This is a genomic window from Sphingobacterium sp. UBA7038 (assembly GCF_002494055.1).
Classification (GTDB): Bacteria; Bacteroidota; Bacteroidia; order Sphingobacteriales; family Sphingobacteriaceae; genus Sphingobacterium; species Sphingobacterium multivorum.
The window spans coordinates 22,137-41,780 of record NZ_DLAV01000024.1 but is presented as its reverse complement, the minus strand read 5'-3'; the positions used below and the strand labels follow the sequence as shown (position 1 = coordinate 41,780).

Genomic DNA, 19,644 nt, shown 5'->3' with positions numbered 1-19,644 from the left:
ATCCCAGTGAGTAAAAAAATGAGCGAAAATGACTCACTGAATGACTCACTTTTTTCTTGGGAATTCATGTAAGTTTTGTAGATACTGAAAAACAAAAAAGCCTGCAAACGTTTAATTTGCAAGCTTTTGTATGTTTTGACTTTTAGATGTGTAGCCCGTAGGGGAATCGAACCCCTGTTTCAAGAATGAAAATCTTGCGTCCTAACCCCTAGACGAACGGGCCATATCGTTTTCGATGATGCAAATATAGAAGCTTTTTCAAAAAGCACAAAAAAAAAGTGCTGTCTGTGTGCTAATTCATTGAAATTGAGAAAAATTATTTTTTTAAAGAAACTATTCTACAGCATAAGCGAGCATATATTCATTGAACTTCTCGTAATGCACGTCATATAGATGTGTATGTTGATCGCTGTGGAGTTCGAGTTTTAATATGCCCTGCACCTGATAGTCGAATGGTTGTATGGTCATGTTATTCAAGAAGGAGACACCTGCATTTCCCTGAAGTTTATAAATCGCTTCTTTAGCACACCAGCAAGCATAAAGCTGCTCATATCGGTTCTCATCCTGTGCGATGAATGCAAGCTCCGCAGGTTTTAAAAACTTATGTTGGATGCGCTCTACTTTTGTTTTGATGATTTCCATATCGATACCCACCTCTCCTTTTGTACTGATCATAGCTGCGGCATAATCAAATGAGTGTGAAAGTGATATTTTTTGGGGAAAATTGGCGAGATAAGGCTTGCCATTTGCATCAGATGGACATTCTATATAATGGGATGTGTTTAATAAGGTGCGCAACAGCACACGGGTGGCAAGCCAATGTAACCGTCTTTTCCCTTTGTTGAAAGACCCTAATTTCGCTTTTTCACGTTCATCCAATTGAAGTTTCGACAGTAAATCGTCGTCCGATTCCTCAATTCGCCAAATTGCAAATTTGGTTTGGCTATCAATTTCACGTAGATACACTAGACTCATACCCAAATTTAAAAAACAAATCGCAGATTTTTGTTTTGAAAAATGAAGTAAAATTAGTGGGAGAACTGTATTTTTGAATTTGTATAGCATTGCCTGATGCTTTTGCTATTTTGATACACATGATTTTATCTGATAAAAGAATTCTCGAAGAGATTGAAAATGGCAGCATTGTCATTCAACCATTTGATCGTAAATGTTTAGGAACAAATTCCTACGATGTGCATTTGGGGAAATATTTGGCAACGTATGCAGACCGTGTACTTGATGCCAAGAAGCACAATGAAATTCAGTATTTTGAAATCCCGGAAGAAGGTTTCGTCTTGGAGCCCAACACCCTTTATTTAGGTGTTACGCAAGAGTATACCGAAACACATAAGCATGTTCCTTTTTTAGAGGGCAAATCGAGTACTGGTCGCTTAGGGATAGATATTCATGCAACTGCAGGAAAGGGCGATGTCGGTTTCTGTAATACCTGGACCTTGGAAATTTCGGTTGCTCAGCCTGTTCGGGTTTACGCAGGAATGCCAATTGGACAATTGATCTATTTTGCTGTAGAAGGCGATATCGAGACATTTTATAACACCAAAGGTAACGCAAAATACAATGGCAAGACCATCCGTCCGGTGGAGTCGATGATGTGGAAGAATAACTTCTAATGAAAACGATTGGATGGATTGTATTAGCGACGCTATTGATTGTGCTCAGTAGCGTGCTTTATTATTTTGTTCATCCAATGTTTGGTGGAAGTTTCAAGGGAGCTCGGCTTGAACGTATGAAACAGTCCCCCAATTTTAAAAATGGTATTTTTCATAACCTCGAAGTAACGCCATCGTTGAAAGGCGATGTGAATATGGTCTCTTTGTTGTGGGATTTCCTTTTCAACAAGAATCCCCACTTAAAACCTATCAGTGTATTGCCCGCTATGGAATGCGATTTAGCACATCTTCCCGCAGATGATGTTCTGATTTGGTTTGGTCACTCCTCCTATCTATTGAAGTTAGATGGAAAATTAATAGTGGTGGATCCAGTATTCAGTGCAAATGCTTCTCCCGTCCCAGGGAGCAATAAAGCATTTAAGATGTCGGTCGACTATGCGGCGATGGTTTTTCCGAAAATTGACTATTTGTTTATCTCGCATGATCATTACGATCATCTGGACTATGAGACCGTTGTGAAATTGCGGGATAAAGTCGGTCAGGTGATCTGTGGTCTCGGAGTAGGGACGCATTTTGAATCTTGGGGATACAAGGCCGATCAGATCATCGAGGGTGATTGGTATGACCAGATAAAACTGGCGCCCGATTTTCAGGTAACCTTCACACCCGCAAGGCACTTTTCGGGACGTAGATTTACACGGAATAATACCTTGTGGACATCTTTTGTGTTAAAAACTTCTAAGTACAGCATTTTCTTGGGGGGAGATAGTGGGTATGGTAAGCACTTCAAAAAAATAGGTGACCAATTTGGTCCATTTGATTTAGCGATCTTGGAAAATGGCCAGTATAACGATGCCTGGCATTATATCCATTCTTTACCTGATGAATGGGCTGCTGAAACGAAGGATCTGAAAGCCCAAGCTGTTTTACCCGTTCATTCTTCTAAATTCGCGTTGGCGATGCACGATTGGAAAGAGCCCATGGAGAAGTTTTACGAGACGGCGAACAAAGAACAGATCACACTGCTTACGCCAAAAATAGGGGAAATGATCCATTTGAATAAATTAGATACCGTATACGCCCCTTGGTGGCGGGAAGTTAACTAAGGATCTATTTATTTTTTTCCTCGATCCATAAGGACATATATTTTGTGCTCTGCATCGTGTGGTGCAATAATATCTGACTAATAAAGTTTTGTTGACGATGCCTGTCAATCTGTACTTTTAATAAAGATAGATTAGTCATAAAATCGGACTGATACTTTCGTTTTTCATAACGTTCGTTGATAATACGGATACCATGTTCTTGGGCCGTTTTCCAAAGATCTTCATTTTCGTAGAGCTCAACAGTCTTTCGGCAGAACGTTTCGGGATCGTCTTCGATAAAGCCATTCCAGTCCAAATTGCCCTTCATGGCTTCTGCACCAACTTTCGTGGTGACAGATGGAGTACCTGTCTGCATGGCGTCGATAAACTTCCCTTTCACACCGGCACCAAATTGAATTGGAGCCACCAGTAGACGGTAACTTTCCATGGTCAGACGAGCAGATTCCGCTCGGCCCTTGATCAAGAAATTCTCTTTTGGATTGTTTAATTGTAGTACTTTTTGGGTTGCATAGGCGCCATAAATGTGTAATTCTACTTTTGGGAGCATCTTCCGTAATTGCGGCCAGATTTGTGTTTTTAGGTATTGTACCGTATGCCAGTTCGGCTCATGAATGAAATTTCCGATAAATAATAAGTTCTTGCGCTCTTCGAAGGTGTTCCATTGCTCCACATCTGCAGCAGTGATCTCATCTTCGAGAAAAGGGAGATAATAAAGGATATCGGGTGAAATGCGAAATTCTTCGATCAGAATCTTCATTTCGGATTCGGAAATGATCAACGAGAGGTCACTGCGCAATATCGCGGCAATTTCCCGTTTGGCCGTATCGGTAAATAACTCTTGAAAGGAAAAATCACCGTTATTTTTGACGGATGTCTGTCTCGCCTGACGCAAAAAATGCAAATCTTCCGTGTCAAGTACGCGGAGTGCATTTGGACAATGCTGTGCAACACGCCAACCATATTGCTCTTCTACCATAAAGCGGTCAAATACAACAATGTCGGGCTTAAGTTGCGCAATAAATTCATCAAAGCTGTTGCTATTCAGCACGATGGTCTGTTCCTGGATCCCGAGAGACTGTAAAGGTGCACTATACGGCGATTTGGCAGCAGCAGAAGCAAATGTAATCTGATAAGAGCGATTAATAAACGTCTCAATTAATTGCATCATACGGAAGCCCGCTGCTGAAGATGTTGGCTCTGGCCACACCAGTCCGATGAACAAAACCTTTTTCTCTTTCATGCCGGAAAATTACTGATTAATGTGAAAAGAATTGACGAAAAATTAACAATTAGTCATTTTCAAACGATTAGCTTTATTTCGTGTTTATACTATATCTCAAGGTTATTCATCATTAAACGATTATATGGCCAAAACTATTGCGCAACGAATTCGACATTTTTCACCAAAGACCTATTGGAAGGAACTAATAGCTGTTTTGGTTATTTTGTTGGCCTTTGTATTTTTTAGAAATGAACGAAAAGAGCTTGCTGCCATCATTCCACATTTGCGTGCGGCCAATCTAACCTGGGTTTTGGTCGGCGTAGGAATTACTCTCGTCTATATTGTACTTCAGGGATTGATGTATGTGCAGAGTTTTAAAGCGATAGGCCTTTCTATTAACCTGAGAATCGCTATTGATCTTTTCCTCAAGCGAAATTTACTCAGTGTGTTTCTGCCTGCGGGTGGGATTAGTTCTTTGGCATATACAACGACGCAGTTGCGAAAAAGAAATTTGAATACGACGCAAATTCATCAAGCAGGGGCGCTGTATGGCTATGTCGGACTACTGACGGTCTTTCTGATCGGTGTACCTATTATATTGTATACGATTTGGCACAATAAAAATTTTGGTGATGCCTGGATCTCATTGGTGGTTTTGGGGCTGCTTCTGGGCGTCGTATTTTGGCTCGTTTGGTCTTTTAGAACACACAAAGGCGTCTATCGCTGGGTTGAACTAAAATTTCCTGCTGTAGCCTCTAATATTGATGAAATATTCTCAGGAGAGGTCAAGCTAAAATATTTGTTGGGTACCATGCTGGCATCGATGGTCGTTGAATGCTGCGGTATTGCCCATGCTTTTGTAAGTATGTATGCCCTTGGTTTGGACCACTCTTTCGAGGCTGCGGCTATTGCCTATACTGTTTCGGTGGTATTGATGATTGTTTCTCCTTTTCTACGGGGGCTTGGGGCTGTAGAGTTGACTATGCTGTATATTTTTAAAGCGTACGGCTACTCGCAGGCAGAAGGATTGGGCATTACAATTCTCTACCGGGCATTCGAATTTTGGTTACCTTTAGTCCTGGGGCTTCTGGCTTTTGCATGGCGTGGGAAACAATTGCTGGCACGTATTGGCCCAGCGCTGCTTATCTTCTTCTTGGGCATGGTAAATCTCGTATCTGTATTGACGCCTCCTTTGGCCGACCGGATGAAACTTGATCGTTTCTATTTGCCTTTAGAAGCAATTCACGCGTCCAAATTTATGGTGTTAGTGTTAGGCTTAGGGCTGTTGGTGACCTCTGCGTACTTGATCAAAGGTTTCCGAATTGCATTTTGGATCGCCGTGGCGTTTAGCGCCTTGTCGCTTTTTGGGCACGTGTTTAAGGCATTGGACTATGAAGAAGCTTCGGTTGCTTTATTGACCTTGATTTTACTGGCCGTGAGCTATAAGCAATATCGGATCAAGAGTAATATTCGCTGGGTGCGAATCGGGTTTATCACATTTTTTGTTGCTCTCCTAGCCATATGCCTGTTTGACGTATTGAGCTTCTACTTCATTGATAAACAGCATTTCGGTGTCGACTTCACCTGGCGACAATCTATCTATCATACAGCACGAAGCTTCCTCTTGTTTGCTGATGATGAATTGATGCCCCAAACGGCATTTGGACAAGAATTCCTGCGGATTACGCAAGTACTTGGACTTTTTTGTTGGCTCCTACTAATCTACGCGTTAGCTCGTCCCCGTCTCCTCGCAGATGAAGACTCCAGCCAATCTGAATTGGAACGTGCAGAACAATTATTGATTGAGTTTGGTCAGTCTCCCATGGATTTCTTTAAATTGGGAAAAGATAAGAGTTTGTTTTTCTCAGAAGTCTCGGAGGGATTTACCGCTTATCGCTTGGCGAATGAATTTGCTATTGTATTGGATGAGCCTGTCTGTGAACAGGGGGATAAGGAAGAGTTGGTCCAGGAATTCGATCAATACTGTTATGCGAATGGTTTAAAGGCCATTTATTACCGTGTTGATGAAAATAGTTTGGTTCATTTTTCATCCCTACGTAAACAGAAGATCACCATTGGACAAGAGGCTGTATTAGAATTGGAAACATTCAAGCTCGAAGGAAAAGAACGTAAGTCATTACGCAATGGACTTAATGCAATTCAAAAAAAGGGTTTTACAACAGAAGTGTTGAAAGCGCCGCAGGAAAAGGCAATTATAGATCAGTTAAGGATAATTTCCAACGAATGGTTAAAAGAATTTGATAAAAAGGAAATGGTTTTTTCGCAAGGGATGTTTGATGAAAATGAGCTTATTTTGCAAGATATCATTGTACTGAAAAATGAGCAGAATACTATCGTAGCCTTTCTGAATATCATCCCCGACTATGCGAAAGATGAGTGCACCTACGATATGATTCGGAAGTCTCTTGATGCACCGGGTGGTAGCATGGATGCATTGATTGTTGAGCTTATTGCGTATGCTAAGGCCAAAAAGTACGTCTATCTAAATTTGGGCATGGTACCGATGACGGGGTTGGGGGCGACAGATAGTCCCGCAGAAAAGATTATGAAATTTGCCTCAACACGATTGGGTAACTTTAAACATTACCATAGCCTGCGCGACTTTAAAGAGAAGTATGCGACATTTTGGGAAAATAAATACCTTATATTTGATAATGATTTTGATCTCATACAACTTCCTGTAGCACTGGTCAAAGTCATGAAACCGAACGAATAGCTTCATGTAGATGCTGTACAGATGAAAAAAATAGCTACCTTATTAATAATTGCTGGCATGGCGTTTCATGCGTTTGCACAACAGCGTTTGATTGACATGAAATATTGGAACAATAAAGCTGCATTACCTTTGGTTCTCTATCTGAGTGGCGATGGTGGATTTAATTCATTCTCTAACAAGCTTTGTGAGCTGATTGCTGGAGTAGGATATACTGTGGCAGCGATCGATTCGAAAACCTATTTCTGGAAGAAGAAAAGCCCGAGTGAGATTGCTGCCGATGTTTCGAATACACTGAAAAACATACTCTTAGCACGGCAAAATATACATCTTTTTGTAGTGGGGTATTCATTTGGCGCAGACGCGGTTCCTTTTATTATTAATCGCCTGGATCCCGTCATTAAGAAGAACCTAAAGAGTGTTGTCCTGCTGGAACCATCTGTGTCAACAGATTTGGAGATCCATATAGCGGATATTTTGGGTCGGAGTAATACAAAACGGAGTCTTGACGTGATCGCGGAAATCAATCGAATGGGTGCAGTCAAAACGGGCGTTATTCTTGGTGATGATGAAGCTGATTTCCCGATACAGAAGATAACACTTAAGAATTTTACAAAAAAATACCTCTCCGGCGGGCATCATTTTAGTGGCAATGCAGACCAGGTCGCGAAGAATACTGTTGCACTCTTTTAGCCGAGGAGCCTAGTATAACTTTGTTGATGGCCAGATCAAGTAAGCGACCAAATAGACAGCTCTTTATTTTTTTGTGATCCAGGGTATGGTGCGGTATCATTTTCTTATCCTAGATCAAATAATTCAGGGAAAGAAGGTGTTACTTTTGAATGACTTATAAAATAGATAAAAATGGAATTAGGAATAGGAATGTTTGGCGACTCGAGGATAGATCCTGTTACAAGTCAAATCCAGGCAGCACAAGATAGAATGAAAGAAATTATTGAAGAGATCAAGCTTATGGATCAAGTAGGATTGGATTTCTTTGGAATAGGGGAGCATCACCGTGCAGATTATGCGGTTGCAGCACCCGAAATTATCTTGGCTGCGGCTTCTACCGTTACCAAAAATATTAAATTGGGCAGTGCAGTTTCGGTATTAAGTTCTGCCGATCCGGTTAAATTATTTCAGGATTTCGCAGCCGTCGATCTTTTATCCGATGGACGTGCTGAGCTCATGGCAGGAAGAGGATCCTTCATTGAATCTTTCCCTTTATTTGGTTATGATCTAAAAGATTATTCCGAGTTGTTTGAGGAAAAACTAGAGCTTTTGCTTCGTCTGAACAAGCAAAATCCAATTACTTGGCGCGGTAATTTTAGAGCACCATTAATCAATCAGGAAGTTTTCCCAAGACCTAAAAATGGATCACTACCGATTTGGGTTGCAGTAGGTGGCACAACATCTTCTGTGATCCGTGCCGGAAAGTTGGGCTTACCGGTTATGTTTGCCATCATCGGCGGGATGTATGAAAGCTTCGATCATTTATTTGACATGTACCGTCAAGCATATGAGGATAATGGGCATGATATGGCTAATTTTCAGGTCGGGGTACATATGCATGCGTTCTTTGGCGATAACAACGCGCAGGTAGCAGACTACTATTATCCGATTTATTCGGCACAGATGGATCGTATCGGTGCAAGTCGTGGATGGCCGCCATACCAACGCACACAATATGACTTCGGAAGATCTTCCAGAGGACACCTTATTGTTGGGGATGCTGCTTATGCCGTAGATAAAATATTGCAAATACAGGAGAAATTTGGATTGACACGCTTCTCTGCACATATGGATGTGGGCGCCCCTGGGCATAAAGAAATGCTGCGTTCTATAGAGATTTTTGGTGAGAAAATAGCACCTGAAATTCGAAAGGCTCTTCATAAATATGCCTAAAGAGCGATTATCATTTTTTTAACGCTCAGATATTCGCTACCTTTGTGTCGTAAATCATTTTAGAGAGTAAGATGCTTGGATTAAAGTTGTTGACAGATCCGCGATGGGCAAACATTGCAGAAGGAAATTTAGAAGAGATTTTGACAGATCATGCCTGGTGTGAACAAAAGGCTGCTTCAAATGCCATATCCTTAATTACCAACAACTCAGAACACGAAGATTTGGTGCATGAGCTGACAGCAATCGCAATCGAAGAAATGGAACATTTTAAGATGGTTATTGATATCATCAAAGAACGTGGCTATACCTTGGGTCGTGAACGAAAAGATGATTATGTCGGTCAATTGATGAAATTCTCTAAAAAAGATGGCAGTAGAAATATGGCTTTTATTGACCGTTTATTATTCGCGGCGATGATTGAAGCCCGTAGCTGCGAACGTTTTAGAGTGCTTTCACAAAATATTCAAGATAAAGATCTTGCGAAGTTTTACTATGATTTAATGGTGTCTGAGGCAAATCATTATACCACATTTCTAAATTTTGCACGCAAATATTCCGTAGACGTCGACGTAGAAAAGCGTTGGAAGGAGTGGTTGGAATTTGAAGGGAAGCTAATTCAGTCGTACGGAAGTAAAGAAGCCATTCATGGCTAATTGAACCTCGCTCCTACCTATTTTAAAACACATACATAACAGTTGTCCCGTTCTATTTCTTAGAACGGGATTTTTTGTCACTTATTTATTCTTATCTTTGTACCGTGATTGAAAAAAGTAAAATAATAGATATCAGGAGTTTGTCTTTGGATCAGATCAAAGATCAACTTACCGCGTTGGGGGAGCAGGGCTTTCGTGCGAAGCAGATTTATGAATGGATTTGGGTGAAATCTTGCGTAGATTTTGATCAGATGAGTAATTTGAGTAAGCCCCTTCGTGAGAAGCTGAAAGCGAATTTTACGATCAATGCAGTTACAGTCAAAGAATCTCAGATCAGCTCAGATAAAACAATTAAAAGTAGTTTTTGGCTCTATGACAACAACATCATTGAAGGGGTGTTAATACCTGCTCCGGAACGAATGACCGCTTGTGTCAGCTCACAGGTGGGCTGTAGCTTGACCTGTAAGTTCTGTGCAACAGGTTATATGGATCGTAAACGTAACCTCAATGCCGATGAGATCTATGATCAAGTCGTTCTTATCAGCAAGCAAGCCGAAGAGCACTATGGGCAGCCACTGACAAATATCGTTTATATGGGGATGGGCGAGCCCTTGTTGAATTATGCCAATATGATGAAGTCTGTTGAGCGCATTACAGCGCCGGATGGATTGAATATGGCCGCCAAGCGGATCACGGTGTCCACAGCGGGTATCGCAAAAATGATTAAGAAATTGGGTGATGATCAGGTACGTTTTAACCTAGCACTTTCTTTGCATGCGGCAAATGACAAAAAACGGAATGAAATTATGCCTATCAATGAGCAGAACTCACTAAAGGCACTGGCCGAAGCACTCAAATATTTTTATGCGAAAACAAAAAACCCCATTACATTTGAATATATTGTCTTTAACAATTTCAATGATGAGCTGGAGGATGCAAAAGAACTGGCCAAGTTCTGTAAACATGTTCCTTGTAAGGTCAACCTGATTGAATACAACCCTATCGCATTGGCCGATTTCCTGAATGCTGAAGCAGATAAAATCGAGGTATTTGCAAATTATTTAAAAAGCCAAGGTATCATCACGAATGTGAGACGTAGCCGTGGTAAAGATATCGATGCAGCCTGCGGACAATTAGCAATCAAGGATAAGGAAAAAGAGGAATCCGAAGCATAATCTGAAGGATAGTTCCTATCTTTAATAGGGGAATTAACCAGATGAAATCCGAATTAAATAAGGTGTTTAGCGATTTTATAGCCATATTTTTTCCAAGGGAATGTGGCTGTTGCGGCTGTGTGCTAAAATATCAGGAAAAGTTTGTCTGTACAGCATGCGATTTCCATTTGCCCTATACTAACTTTCACGAATATTCGGATAATGATACCGCAAGACAGCTCTGGGGGAAAGCTCCGGTGGAAGAGGCCTGTTCATTCTTATTATTGCAAAAGGATAGTCGCGTAGAGCGCCTCATTTATCAGATTAAATACAACAACCAACCTTTTCTTGCAGAATATTTTGGTTATCTATACGGCTTAAAATTAATCAAAACAAAGGCCTATCAGGATATCAATTGTATTGTTCCTGTGCCATTGCACCGTAGCAAATTCCGAAAAAGAGGGTACAACCAATCCACTTACTTCGGAAGAGGGTTGTCCAGAGCAATGGGAATCCCCTTGCGGGAAGATATTTTAGTCAGGAAGAAAGCGACAATGAGCCAAACGGGTAAGGGGCGGATCGACCGGTACGACAATGTAAGTGATATTTTCGATTACAAAGGCACTATGTTGCCGGCTAACGTACATATCCTTGTGGTTGACGATGTATTGACCACGGGAGCAACGGTTGTTTCAGCAGCATTGACACTCTTAGATGCAGTTGATTGCAGGGTATCTGTTGCTACGCTGGCAAGAGCCTAGTTCGAAAGTCTATCCCATAACTTATACCCTTCTCCGTCCGGATAAAGCGAATTTCAATAATTACGGTAACCACTATTACGAGCAGGCCATGCCTTCAATAGTAATGACCAGGTCAAAACGAATTCAACACGTTATTTGCGACGTCGATTGACATAATTTAGGAGATAGGCAAATCCTGCCATGCCGATTCCGATACTGTCTGCAAATAAATCCCAACAGTCACCGCTGCGATACGTAAAAATATAAAGCTGAAGTAACTCTGTCAGTCCTGCAAATAAAAAACCAAGGATGGAAACGACAAAGATTGGAAGCCAACGGGTCGGTTTACCATGGAATTGCTGGATTACACCGTTGTATAGCAATGTACAGAAAACAAAGAACATCCCACAATGGACTAATTTATCCATACCTGGATAGGCGGGAACTGCATCAAAATTATTGCCCGGGAGGGTGCATAAAACAATAACTATTATGGCCCAAATAAAACACCACTTATAGTCTAATAAGATTTTAATCATGGCGATAAATATCCAAAAATTTCCTGATAGAAATAAAAATATTATTTATTTAAAAATTATTTCACTGTAAATCAGTTGTTTAGTTGTATTGTCTTGTTTTGTATGGTACTATGTATTGCATGGTACCATAAAATACATATATCTTTGTATTGTTATGATAGCTGAAAATACACAAATCCAAATGAGGAAGGGGATACTTGAATATTGTATCCTATCCATAATTTCTCGAGGAGAAATTTATGCCTCCGATATTATCAGCGAACTGAAGAAAGCTCAATTATTGGTTGTGGAAGGAACCTTATATCCGCTTTTAACGCGTCTAAAAAACAATGGACTGTTAAGCTATATATGGAAGGAGTCAACTTCAGGTCCGCCTAGAAAATATTATGAAATTACCCAAGAAGGGTTAGAAGTCCTTTCGCGACTAGATGTTACCTGGAATGAGCTCGTGTTTGCTGTAAACACCTCATTGGTGGGTAGAAACAATGATTCAACTAAACCAGTTAAAGATAATAACGATGAATAAGACAATAATTATCAACATAAATAGTATCGTCTTCCATATTGAAGAGGATGCTTATGAGGTGCTTCGCTCCTACATGATTGATATAAAGAAGCACTTTGGACAATCGGAAGATAGTAAGGAGATTTTGGAGGACATCGAAAATCGTATTTCTGAAATGTTTACCGAGAAGATTCAGGCTGGCAGCAAAGAAGTTCTGAATATGGACGATGTTAATGCCGTTATCGAGCAAATGGGGAGCGTCAGCGATTTCGAGTCTGAGGATCAGGATGGTTATGCGTCTTTTCAGCGCCAGCCAAATGCAGATGGTTTTAAAGTAGGGAAGAAGCTGATGCGCGATCCCGATGACAAAGTTTTCAGTGGAGTATGTAGTGGATTGGGGCACTTTTTTGGTATTGAGGCGAAATGGGTACGCTTACTCTTTGCTTTATTTGTTGTGATCGGTGGATCGGGCGTATTGGTCTATGTTATCCTATGGATCGTAATGCCGCTCGCTGTAACCCGTGCAGATAAGATGGAAATGCGTGGTGAAGCACCGAATATTCAGAACTTCAAACGTTCTTTTGATGAAGAAATGAGCGGGGTAAGGGACTCGTTCTCGAGGGGAATGGACCGCACCGGAGATGGTGTTGCTAAATTATTGCAGGTCTTTGTGAAAGTTATCGGCGTATTCTTTGTTATTATCGTCGGGTTAACGCTCATCGGATTGATCATTGGACTTATCTTCTTTGCACTGGCTATTGTGAACGTAATTCCTGACGTCATGGACGATTCTGGTCCTTTCTACCTCATGAATCCGAGCGATGTACCTTTCGCTTTGATCGCGGGTTTCTTGGCCATTTTTATCCCTTTCGCCGGCTTGTTCTATTTGCTTCTCCGTGTTCTCTTCGAGAAAAAACCAATGAACAATTATTTGACAACCACCTTGTTTTTAGTCTGGTTGGCATCGATAGGCGGTATCATCTACTACGCTACATCGGTAGCAAAGGAATTCAAAGAGTCTAGTACGATTGTTGAAGAGAAGCCACTGCAAAAACAGGCTGTTTATTACTTAAATGAAAATGATATTCGGGTAATCCGCTTAAAAAATGGTGTGAGAAGTGGTATCGGTATTAAAAATGAAAACGTTTCAACCTATTTGAGGCGTAATATCCGTATTCGAATTGAGCGTATTGACTCTTTGCAAGAACCTTATGTACGTTATGAGTATTCGGCTAAAGGAAATTCCTATAAAGTTGCAACAGACAGAGCGGGTAAAATTAATTATGCTTTGAGACAAGATAGTACGTCATTAACATTTGACAACGCGTTTCAATTGAATGAAGGCGAACTTTATCGGGATCAAGAAGTTAATATTACTTTATTCCTGCCTGTGGGCACAAAATTGGTCATTAATGCTCGTCTGGAAGATAAATTAAGAGATATATCATTCTACGAGTGCAGAGATCGCTATAAGGAAGATTTAAATGATGTAAAAGACGTCGAGTTTGTGGTCACATCACTCGGGTTGAAATGTGCCTTGCCGCCCGAAAAGCCAGATGACAGTGAAGAAACAGATACCGAGAGGAATGAGGTAGTTGCACATGATACGTCTGTTGTTATCCGTCGGGATACCATTATTAATCTCAAAAAAGATGGTGTTACCATAGAGACAAAAAAGAAATAACATAAACCAAGTCTTCCGCCTTCAGGCGGAAGACAAATTATTACCGCTATAACCAATCGAAAATCAGTACTGACCTTCGTGTTATAAGCCTATTTAATACCATTAAAAGTAAATGCTATTACACCTATTTATAAACGAATGAAAAGATATTTTTACCTCTTACTCTTAAATTTTTTAATTACTTCATTTGCCTATGCGCAAGTGAAAGTTACAGGCAAAGTACATGTGGAAAATAATGTGCCTTTAGCCTCTGCAACTGCTTATCTGATGAAGGCAAAGACGACTGTCATTCTGAAAGCCGTTGTTACTGATGAAAATGGAGAATACCAATTTTCGGATATACAAGCTGGAAGTTATTATGTCGAGGCGAAAATGGTCGGGTATACCACCAATAAGAGCAATGTTTTTGATATCAGCAAATCAGACCACAAGGTCCCGGCGATCCTGCTGAACACGGATACACGAAAATTGCAGGAGGTCGCCGTAGAGGGTAAGCGGCCGATGGTTGAAAGCAAGCCCGGTAAACTGGTTTTAAATGTGGAAAATTCGCCTTTGGCCGCAGGGAATAATGCCTTAGATATTGTACAGCGGGCTCCTGGAGTGAGTTTAGATAACAATAATAACCTACAGTTGATGGGGCAATCTGGTGTATCCGTGACCATTGATGGTCGGCAGACCTATATGTCCGGTGAACAGTTGGTGAATTTTTTGAAGAGTACGGATGGCAATCAGATTAAGTCCGTCGAAGTGATTACTACGCGTGCAGCAAAAGATGACGCTGAGGGGGCAGTGGGTACAATTAATATTGTACTCAAAAAAAATCGGATGGAAGGTTTTAACGGAACCTTTAACATGACGGCAGGGAGGGGAGAAAAATTCAGAGGGAATAGCTCCTTATCCTTAAACTATAAGAAGAACAATACGACAGTATTTGGATCGTATGCGTATTCGGATGAGAAAAGCCACCGGAAGCTCCTGCTTGATCGTGTTATTCAGAATAAAGGTGAAAAGACCTATTTTAAACAAAGGTCGATATTGGACGAAAAGGAACAGAACCATTCCTATCGCTTCGGTGTTGAGCAAAGGACATCGGCCAGAAACACCTTAACCGTGCAGTTTAATGGATCGAATAATATCGAATACAACGATAACGATAGTAAAACCAATGTAGGAAAGTCTTTTACAACATTGGATTCGCTTTTGATTTCAACATCGCAGTTCAAAGAATTATTTGATCGTTACTCCGCTAATTTAAACAATGAGTTTAGAATTGATTCGAATGGCAGAAAACTTACCCTTGACCTGGATTGGAGTAAATTCAAAAGCAGCAAACGCGTAGGTTATAATAACCAATATTTTGATGGTCAGAAGAATGCGATTACGCCCGAAGAGATCCTACGCAGTAGAATGCCTATCGGAATCGATATCTATGTCGCCAAACTGGATTATGAACAACCGCTATCGAAGGTCTCCAAGCTTGAGGTGGGGGCTAAATATTCTAACGTTACGTCGGATAACGATTTAACCTTTGAAGACTTTTTGAACAATTCCTGGATTAATAATGAAAAGCGTACGAATCATTTTGTGTATAAGGAGCAGATCGCCGCTGGATATATAGACTATAATAATACCATAGGGAAATGGGGCCTGAAGGTCGGCGCGAGGGGAGAATATACATTTTCTGACGGGAACTCGTTGACCTTAAATAAGCAAGTGAAACGGAATTACTTTAAACTTTTTCCGAATGCAAATCTGACGTATACACTCCATGAGAATCATATCCTTTCCTTAGGTTACGCAAGGAAGATCACGCGTCCTAATTACCGACAGTTGAATCCTTTTGATTATTTTATTGATAAACTAACCTTTGAACGTGGTAATCCTTACCTGAATCCGCAATTTTCCAATGAATTCACCCTAAACTATACCTTGATGCAACGTTATAATGTGACATTGGGTATTAACGATGTGCGGGATGCGATTGTAGAGAGCATGGGGCAAGATTCGGTGCTAAAACAAACGTGGGTTATACGTGAAAATTTAGGTAAAAATTTGACGGCTTATCTGAATCTGAACATCCCGGTTACGGTATCCAAGATTTGGAGCATGAATAACAATATTACAGGCATCCACTTTAACTTTGATGGCATGGTGAGTGGTTATCCGCTGAAAAAGACCTCCTTTCTTTTGCAGGCTACATCGATGCACAATTTAAAACTGGCGAAAAGTCTGTCCGCTAATGTCAATTTGAGGTATTTCTCGCCGTTCAACTATAATGTATACGATATGAAGGCCCGTTGGGATATGGAGGTAGGAGCGACCAAGACATTTAAAGATCAACGTAGTTCGTTGAAGCTGGCGGTGAGCGACTTGTTTAATACAGGGAATCAGAATCTGAAAACCAATTTCGGCGATTTTGACTCCAGTATCAGGCAATACCAAGATCGTCGCGTGGTTCGATTGACCTATTCGTATAAATTCGGAAATTTAAAAAACAACTATCGTAAGAAAGATACAAGTAATGAGGAGAAAGAAAGAGCGCTATAGGCCCTCGAATTTTCTAAAAAAAGCGACCCGCGGATGATCTAAAATCATCCTGCGGTGTCGCTTTTTTTTATAGACAATGCTATTAGAAAATGTATTTGGTACTTAAAAAGTTCGATTCATTTTCACTAACAATGTCATTCAACAATTTCTTGTTTTCATCGGTGAACTTTGCCGCGACCAGCGATCGTATCGAGAATGAACGCAAAGCATCCACAACGGATAATGTTCCCTCAGCGCTATCTTTTCTTCCGGTGAAAGGGAAGGTATCTGGACCACGTTGACATTGGCAGTTGATATTGACACGACTTACCTGATTGACCAATGGATCGATTAAAGACGACACAACAGCCGCATTGTTACTAAAGATACTGACCTGTTGTCCATGCGAAGAGCCGATCAGGTACTCGATAGGTTCCTCAAGGTCATCAAATGGCACAACAGGGATAACTGGACCAAATTGTTCCTCTCTGTAAAGTTTCATTTGAGAATTGACCGGATAAACGATCGCTGGGTAGAAGAAAGATTCTGCTACTTGTCCACCATTTTCGTTAATCACCTTTGCACCATACGCTTTTGCATCTTCGATACATTCCGTCAGATAAGCTGGTTTGTTAACCTCTGGAAGAGGTGTCAAAGACACGCCTTTTTCCCAAGGCATACCATACTTTAGTTTAGCAACTTCCGCAGAAAGACGTTTTAGGAACTCTTGTGCCAAGCTGCGGTGTACATAGATAATTTTAAGTGCGGTACAGCGTTGGCCATTGAATGAAAGAGAACCCAGTACGGTTTCAGAAACAGCAAGATTTAAATCGGCATCCTTCGTGATGATTGCCGCATTTTTTGCGTCAAGACCAAGAATTGCGCGTAGACGGTTAACTTTAGGATGTAATTTCTTAAGTTCGTCAGCAACACGGCTTGAACCGATCAACGTCAACACATTGATCTTTCCAGACTGCATAAGACTTGGAACGATCTTGTTTCCACGGCCATAAATTGTATTGACAACGCCTTTCGGGAAGCTTGTTTTGAAAGCCTCTAATAAAGGGTAATGTAATAATGTACCATGTTTAGGTGGTTTGAACAACATCGTGTTCCCCATGATCAAAGCAGGGATCAACGTTGTGAAGGTTTCATTCAATGGATAGTTGAATGGTCCCATACATAAAACAACTCCTAGTGGAGATCTTCTGATTTGGGCTATAATACCTTGTTCGATCTGAAAACGGGAAGAATCGCGGTCAATATCTTTCAATGCGTCGATCGTTGCGTAGATATACTCTACCGTACGGTCAAACTCCTTAACAGAGTCAGCATAGGATTTGCCAATTTCCCACATAATAAGCTTGACAACAATGTCCTTCTTGGCAATCATCTTTTGTGTGAAATTTTCAACACAAGTAATACGATCGGCAACGCTCATTGTCGGCCATTCTCCACGGCCATTGTCGTATGCTTTTACAGCAGCTTCCAAGGCTTCCATGGACTCTTTTTCAGTACAAACAGGGAAACTACCGATGCGCTTACGTTTCAAGCCGTCCTTAGTCTTTACACAGATAGGTGAAAATACTTCGTTTACTTGACCCGTCCAAGAAATCATTTCTCCATTGGAAAGGAACTCTCTTTGATCGACCTGTTCGTCTAGCGTAAATTCTGCGGGAATGTCTTTCTCCTCGTAGAAGATACCTTCTAAGTTTAAGCTCATTGTTTTTAAAAGTGGTTTAGATTGATATTTATAAAGATATTGCTAATATACTGTAAATATTACAATATTTGTTAATTTTTTATTAAAATAAGTTTAGGTACTAGTGTTTTTATTGCAATCCATGCAATTAAATATGCGATTGAACAGAACGAAAAAATAATAAAATATCCCGCTTCTTCTCCCTTGAAACCCATAAAGACAAGTTGAGTCTCTTTGGCATAGTCGAATAGCCAGCCCGAAGTTTTATTGATAATAAAGGCTCCTACACCGCCCGCAAGCCCGCCGATTCCTGTAACAGTGGCAATGGCGCGTTTTGGAAAAGAATCGCCAATAGTGGAAAAAATATTGGCCGACCACGATTGATGTGCCGCACCTGCAAAACCAATTAAAATAACGGGTATCCAATAGGAAATATGCCCCAAGGGTTGTGCAAAGAGTACGACTAATGGGACGAAAGCAAACAGCAACATAGCTTTCATTCGACCTTCATAGGCATTCATTCCCTTTTTCTCCACAAAATACGTCGGCAACCAGCCGCCGTAAATTGACAGCATGGTGATCGCATATAAAACAAATATGGCCAATTGCCCTTCTGTATCAGAAGACTTTATGTCGTAAACGGCTGATAGATAGGCTGGCATCCAGAATAAGAAGAACCACCAGACGCCGTCGGTCATGAATTTTCCGAAGACAAAGGCCCAGGTTTGCTTGTACTTGAGGCAATCTGCTATGGTGGTTTTGGGCTGTTTTGTTAAGGCAGAATGCTCCGTTTGGTGTTCATGGTCATCTTGGTGAATGTAAGCCAATTCTGCCGCATTTACTTTTGGATTCTCGTGCGGTTTTTTATAAAGAAAGATCCAGAAACCCATCCAGACAAATCCAAGGACACCTATAATGATGAAAGACATCTCCCAACCCCAATGTGCGGCGATAACTGGTATCGTCAGCGGTGCTGCTAGGGCGCCAATGGTCGCTCCAGAATTGAAGATACTCGTCGCTAAAGCACGATCTTTCTTTGGAAAATACTCTGCGGTCGCTTTAATGGCAGCTGGGAAATTTCCAGCTTCACCGACAGCCAATACAAACCGGGCGAAAATAAATAAGTTTACACTAACGCTGATGATTAAACCGACATTGTTCACATGAGAAATGGCTTCTTTTGCGCCTTCAAATCCAACAAACCACTCGCCAGCGACAATTCCTGAGGTTGCAATACCACAAAAAGCATGTAATATGGCACCAATGGACCAAACAGCAATCGCCCATAGAAAACCTTTTTTTGTATCCATCCAATCGACAAAACGTCCGGCGAAAAGCATGCTGATGGCGTAAAAAATAGAAAATAAAGCGGTAATGTTCCCATAGTCCGTATTGGTCCAGTGGAATTCGGGACTGATAAAATCTTTCCAGGTTAAGGATAATACCTGGCGATCCAAGTAATTGATTGTGGTAGCAAAAAATAGGAGGGCACAGATTACCCAACGGTAATTACCCTTTTTCTCTGTATTAATCATAACGGGTT

The 19,644-nt window shown here is 40.9% G+C and carries 16 protein-coding genes and 1 tRNA gene; 11 read left to right on the top strand and 6 right to left on the bottom strand.

Going from position 1 to position 19,644, the window contains the following annotated elements:
* Positions 1-151 precede the first annotated feature (151 nt).
* Positions 152-223: transfer RNA gene (locus B3H30_RS16155), tRNA-Glu, on the bottom strand.
* A 110-nt stretch (positions 224-333) separates the two neighbouring features.
* Positions 334-975, bottom strand: a complete 642-nt coding sequence (locus B3H30_RS16150; RefSeq protein WP_286834617.1) for a 4'-phosphopantetheinyl transferase family protein — start codon at positions 973-975, stop codon at positions 334-336.
* A 119-nt stretch (positions 976-1,094) separates the two neighbouring features.
* Between B3H30_RS16150 and dcd the strand changes: the two genes are divergently transcribed.
* Together dcd and B3H30_RS16140 are read left to right on the top strand one after the other, a co-directional pair.
* Complete coding sequence (gene dcd / locus B3H30_RS16145; RefSeq protein ID WP_286834615.1) at positions 1,095-1,631, top strand: dCTP deaminase; 537 nt, start codon at positions 1,095-1,097, stop codon at positions 1,629-1,631.
* Positions 1,631-2,737, top strand: coding sequence for an MBL fold metallo-hydrolase (locus B3H30_RS16140; protein WP_286834614.1), 1,107 nt, complete (start codon positions 1,631-1,633; stop codon positions 2,735-2,737). Before dcd ends, B3H30_RS16140 begins: the two co-directional genes overlap by 1 nt.
* Before the next feature lie 4 nt (positions 2,738-2,741).
* On the opposite strand, the gene B3H30_RS16135 is transcribed toward B3H30_RS16140, so the two are convergent.
* Positions 2,742-3,977 carry a glycosyltransferase gene (locus B3H30_RS16135; RefSeq protein ID WP_204990873.1) on the bottom strand — a complete coding sequence of 412 codons (1,236 nt, stop codon included), beginning with the start codon at positions 3,975-3,977 and terminating at the stop codon, positions 2,742-2,744.
* Between the two features lie 124 nt (positions 3,978-4,101).
* On the opposite strand from B3H30_RS16135, the gene B3H30_RS16130 reads away from it, so the two are divergent.
* The 6 genes from B3H30_RS16130 (at position 4,102) to B3H30_RS16105 (ending at position 11,166) form a co-directional block, all read left to right on the top strand.
* Entirely contained in the window at positions 4,102-6,696 is a 2,595-nt protein-coding gene (locus B3H30_RS16130) for a phosphatidylglycerol lysyltransferase domain-containing protein (RefSeq protein WP_286834613.1), read from the top strand.
* 21 nt (positions 6,697-6,717) lie between these two features.
* Positions 6,718-7,386, top strand: a complete 669-nt coding sequence (locus tag B3H30_RS16125) for an AcvB/VirJ family lysyl-phosphatidylglycerol hydrolase (protein ID WP_112375090.1) — start codon at positions 6,718-6,720, stop codon at positions 7,384-7,386.
* 171 nt (positions 7,387-7,557) lie between these two features.
* Positions 7,558-8,598 carry an Atu2307/SP_0267 family LLM class monooxygenase gene (locus tag B3H30_RS16120; RefSeq protein WP_286834611.1) on the top strand — a complete coding sequence of 347 codons (1,041 nt, stop codon included), beginning with the start codon at positions 7,558-7,560 and terminating at the stop codon, positions 8,596-8,598.
* 71 nt (positions 8,599-8,669) lie between these two features.
* Entirely contained in the window at positions 8,670-9,251 is a 582-nt protein-coding gene (locus B3H30_RS16115) for a tRNA-(ms[2]io[6]A)-hydroxylase (protein ID WP_046673102.1), read from the top strand.
* A gap of 74 nt (positions 9,252-9,325) precedes the next feature.
* Positions 9,326-10,426: a 23S rRNA (adenine(2503)-C(2))-methyltransferase RlmN gene (gene rlmN / locus B3H30_RS16110; protein ID WP_376781281.1), complete on the top strand. Its 1,101-nt coding sequence runs from the start codon at positions 9,326-9,328 to the stop codon at positions 10,424-10,426.
* A 41-nt stretch (positions 10,427-10,467) separates the two neighbouring features.
* The gene (locus B3H30_RS16105; RefSeq protein ID WP_112375087.1) at positions 10,468-11,166 is read left to right on the top strand and encodes a ComF family protein; all 699 of its coding nucleotides are present in this window, start codon (positions 10,468-10,470) and stop codon (positions 11,164-11,166) included.
* A 131-nt stretch (positions 11,167-11,297) separates the two neighbouring features.
* On the opposite strand, the gene B3H30_RS16100 is transcribed toward B3H30_RS16105, so the two are convergent.
* On the bottom strand, positions 11,298-11,684 hold the full coding sequence (locus B3H30_RS16100; protein WP_286834610.1) for a VanZ family protein: 387 nt from the start codon (positions 11,682-11,684) through the stop codon (positions 11,298-11,300).
* Positions 11,685-11,838: 154 nt separating this feature from the next.
* Between B3H30_RS16100 and B3H30_RS16095 the strand changes: the two genes are divergently transcribed.
* The 3 genes from B3H30_RS16095 to B3H30_RS16085 all read left to right on the top strand — a co-directional run bounded on the left by B3H30_RS16095 (position 11,839) and on the right by B3H30_RS16085 (position 16,420).
* Positions 11,839-12,210 carry a PadR family transcriptional regulator gene (locus B3H30_RS16095; RefSeq protein WP_046673104.1) on the top strand — a complete coding sequence of 124 codons (372 nt, stop codon included), beginning with the start codon at positions 11,839-11,841 and terminating at the stop codon, positions 12,208-12,210.
* On the top strand, positions 12,203-13,873 hold the full coding sequence (locus B3H30_RS16090) for a PspC domain-containing protein (protein WP_286834607.1): 1,671 nt from the start codon (positions 12,203-12,205) through the stop codon (positions 13,871-13,873). The genes B3H30_RS16095 and B3H30_RS16090 overlap by 8 nt, the downstream gene beginning before the upstream one ends.
* A 138-nt stretch (positions 13,874-14,011) precedes the next feature.
* On the top strand, positions 14,012-16,420 hold the full coding sequence (locus B3H30_RS16085; RefSeq protein WP_286834605.1) for an outer membrane beta-barrel family protein: 2,409 nt from the start codon (positions 14,012-14,014) through the stop codon (positions 16,418-16,420).
* A gap of 82 nt (positions 16,421-16,502) precedes the next feature.
* Here the strand turns inward: B3H30_RS16085 and B3H30_RS16080 are convergent, their stop codons facing one another.
* Complete coding sequence (locus B3H30_RS16080; protein ID WP_204990872.1) at positions 16,503-18,122, bottom strand: NADP-dependent glyceraldehyde-3-phosphate dehydrogenase; 1,620 nt, start codon at positions 18,120-18,122, stop codon at positions 16,503-16,505.
* Positions 18,123-18,193: 71 nt separating this feature from the next.
* Positions 18,194-19,636 (bottom strand): MFS transporter, encoded by a 1,443-nt coding sequence (locus B3H30_RS16075; RefSeq protein WP_414713321.1) that lies wholly within the window; start codon positions 19,634-19,636, stop codon positions 18,194-18,196.
* Positions 19,637-19,644: the final 8 nt, after the last annotated feature.

Excerpts from the sequence above, each read along its gene's own strand:
- B3H30_RS16150 (WP_286834617.1), bottom strand. The coding sequence starts at position 975 with ATGAGTCTAGTGTATCTACGTGAAATTGATAGCCAAACCAAATTTGCA.
- dcd (WP_286834615.1), top strand. The coding sequence starts at position 1,095 with ATGATTTTATCTGATAAAAGAATTCTCGAAGAGATTGAAAATGGCAGC.
- B3H30_RS16140 (WP_286834614.1), top strand. The coding sequence starts at position 1,631 with ATGAAAACGATTGGATGGATTGTATTAGCGACGCTATTGATTGTGCTC.
- B3H30_RS16135 (WP_204990873.1), bottom strand. The coding sequence starts at position 3,977 with ATGAAAGAGAAAAAGGTTTTGTTCATCGGACTGGTGTGGCCAGAGCCA.
- B3H30_RS16130 (WP_286834613.1), top strand. The coding sequence starts at position 4,102 with ATGGCCAAAACTATTGCGCAACGAATTCGACATTTTTCACCAAAGACC.
- B3H30_RS16125 (WP_112375090.1), top strand. The coding sequence starts at position 6,718 with ATGAAAAAAATAGCTACCTTATTAATAATTGCTGGCATGGCGTTTCAT.
- B3H30_RS16120 (WP_286834611.1), top strand. The coding sequence starts at position 7,558 with ATGGAATTAGGAATAGGAATGTTTGGCGACTCGAGGATAGATCCTGTT.
- B3H30_RS16115 (WP_046673102.1), top strand. The coding sequence starts at position 8,670 with ATGCTTGGATTAAAGTTGTTGACAGATCCGCGATGGGCAAACATTGCA.
- B3H30_RS16105 (WP_112375087.1), top strand. The coding sequence starts at position 10,468 with ATGAAATCCGAATTAAATAAGGTGTTTAGCGATTTTATAGCCATATTT.
- B3H30_RS16100 (WP_286834610.1), bottom strand. The coding sequence starts at position 11,684 with ATGATTAAAATCTTATTAGACTATAAGTGGTGTTTTATTTGGGCCATA.
- B3H30_RS16095 (WP_046673104.1), top strand. The coding sequence starts at position 11,839 with ATGATAGCTGAAAATACACAAATCCAAATGAGGAAGGGGATACTTGAA.
- B3H30_RS16090 (WP_286834607.1), top strand. The coding sequence starts at position 12,203 with ATGAATAAGACAATAATTATCAACATAAATAGTATCGTCTTCCATATT.
- B3H30_RS16085 (WP_286834605.1), top strand. The coding sequence starts at position 14,012 with ATGAAAAGATATTTTTACCTCTTACTCTTAAATTTTTTAATTACTTCA.
- B3H30_RS16080 (WP_204990872.1), bottom strand. The coding sequence starts at position 18,122 with ATGAGCTTAAACTTAGAAGGTATCTTCTACGAGGAGAAAGACATTCCC.
- B3H30_RS16075 (WP_414713321.1), bottom strand. The coding sequence starts at position 19,636 with ATGATTAATACAGAGAAAAAGGGTAATTACCGTTGGGTAATCTGTGCC.